The following is a 2,202-nucleotide window of genomic DNA, read 5'->3' on the forward strand; positions in this document are numbered from 1 at the left end:
GGCTCGGCCGGCCGCGCCGGGCGGCCCGGCTGCAGCGGGATGGCGATGGTCTGCTGGATCTGCGGGATGCGGTCGGTCTCCGGCACCATGCCGAGGATCGGCGCGATCCGCCGGATGACGCTGCCGGCGGCCGGCGCGGCGACCCAGCCGGCGGTCGCGTAGCCATGGCTCTGCGCATTCGGCTTGGGCTCGTCCACCATCACGTAGAGCGCGTAGCGCGGCGCGTTCAGCGGAAAGGCGCCGACGAAGGCGGCGATGCGCTTGTCTTCCAGGTAGCCGCCGCGCGGGCCGGTCTTCTGCGCCGTGCCGGTCTTGCCGCCGACGAAGTAGCCGGCGACCTCGGCGCCCTTGCCCGAGCCGTCGGTGACGACCAGCCGCATCAGGCGCCGCAGCGTGTCCGAGGTGCGTTCGGCGATGACGCGGGTGCCCTCGCGGGCCTCGCCGGCCGGCTGCGCCAGCAGGGTCGGCTGCCGCAGGATGCCGCCATTGGCCAGGGCGGCGACGCCGTTGACGACGTGCAGCGGTGTGACCGATATGCCGTGGCCGAAGGCGACGGTCATGGTGTTGATGTCGCGCCAGCCCTGCGCCGTCGGTGCCAGCGGCCGCGCGGTCTCGGGCACTTCGACGCCGAGCCGGGTCAGCATGCCCATGCGGCCCATGAACTCGCGGTGCCGGGCCGGGCCGACGCCCATCGCCATGTGCGCGGCGCCGAGGTTCGAGGAATAGGCCAGCACCTCCGGCAGCATCAGGGAACGGTTCTTGCCCTTGTAGTCGCTGATGGTGAAGCGGCCGTAGCGGATCGGATGGGCGGCGTCGAAGCTGCTCCAGATATTGGCGGTGCCGGCGTCGAGCGCCATGGCCGCGGTGAAGAGCTTGAAGGTCGAGCCGGGCTCATACAGGCCCACGGTCGCGCGGTTGAAATGCGGGTCCTGGTCGGACCGCAGCGGCGCGCGGGGCGGCGTCGGCCGCGCCACCACCTGCTGCGCGCCGGTGGCGGGGGCGTCGCCGGCGCGGCGCTGCAGCCCGCCGGGATCGGAGGCGTCGTAGTCGGGCAGGCTGACCATCGCCAGGATCTCGGCGGTGTTCACGTCCATCACCACGCCGGCGCCGCCGATGCCGTTGTAGTCGGCGATCGCCTTCTGCACCGCCTCGCGTAGCGCCACCTGGACCCGGACATCGAGCGAGAGCCGCACCGGGGCGCGCTCGGTCCGCAGCCGCTCGTCGAAGCTGCGCTCGACGCCGGCGATGCCGCGGCCGTCGACGTCGACCTGGCCGAGCACATGCGCGGCGGCGGAGCCCTGCGGGTAGAAGCGCCGCTCGGCCGGGCGGAAGTGGAAGCCGGGCACGCCGAGGTCGTTGATCGCCTGCTGCTGCCGCGGCGGCAGGTTGCGGGCGATATAGGCGAACTCCACCGGCCGCTCGGTGCCCGGCACGTTGCGCCGGGTGATGCGCGCGACCAGGCGGTCGCGGTCGAGGTTCGGCAGCACCCGCAGCAGGCGGTCGGCGGCCGCCTCGGCGTCGTTGATCTCCTGCGGATTGGCGTAGAGCTCGGTGACCTGCAGCGAGACGGCGAGGACCTCGCCGTTGCGGTCGGTGATGGGGGCGCGGCCGATGGCGGTCTCGCCGGGGGTCGGCATGTGCGCGGCCGGGCGCAGCTTCGGCGTCATCGGGTCGAGCAGGGTGGCGAAGGCCAGCTTCAGGCTCACGGCGCCGAACAGCAGGGCGAAGCCGCCGGCGGCGACGACCAGCCGGCCACGGGTCTTCTCAAGCTGCGCCCGGCGGGCCAGCTCCGGCGCCGCGATCCGCACCAGCGCGCGGGAGCCGGAAGGGCCCGGCCGCAGCGAAGCCGGACCACCGAGCGTGCCTGGCAGGCGACGGCCGGCCGGGGCCGAATCCGGCGACGGCGGCAGCCGCAGCGAATCCTCCGGCGGCAGGTTGTTCATCGGCCAAGTCCGCTGCCGAGGGTGGCGGCGCCGGCGCTGCCGAAGGGCACCGGCGGCGGCAGCAGGGGCCGGGCGCCGGCGCCCGGCGCCGAGCCGCCGCCGATGCCGCTGGGCGCCAAGGGCCGCGGCGGCTCGAGCGCGGCGGGACGACTGGCGGCCGCGACCTGGGTCACGGCCGGGCGGGAAGGGGCCGCGACCGGCGGCAGGGCGGCGACATCGCTCGGTGCCGGCCGGACGGCCGGGGCGGCGGCGGCGGCGG

General features: G+C 75.2%; 1 protein-coding gene and 1 pseudogene. Both read right to left on the reverse strand.

The features are described from left to right. The coding region (locus QWZ14_RS07250; RefSeq protein ID WP_290315959.1) for a peptidoglycan D,D-transpeptidase FtsI family protein at positions 1–1,943 on the reverse strand (1,943 nt) is incomplete at its 3' end. Beyond that, positions 1,940–2,202, reverse strand: a pseudogene (locus tag QWZ14_RS07255) (hypothetical protein); the annotation flags it as partial. The gene QWZ14_RS07250 and the pseudogene QWZ14_RS07255, both read right to left, overlap by 4 nt.

Origin of the sequence: Paeniroseomonas aquatica, assembly GCF_030409335.1 — a bacterium.
Lineage (GTDB): Bacteria > Pseudomonadota > Alphaproteobacteria > Acetobacterales > Acetobacteraceae > Belnapia > Belnapia aquatica.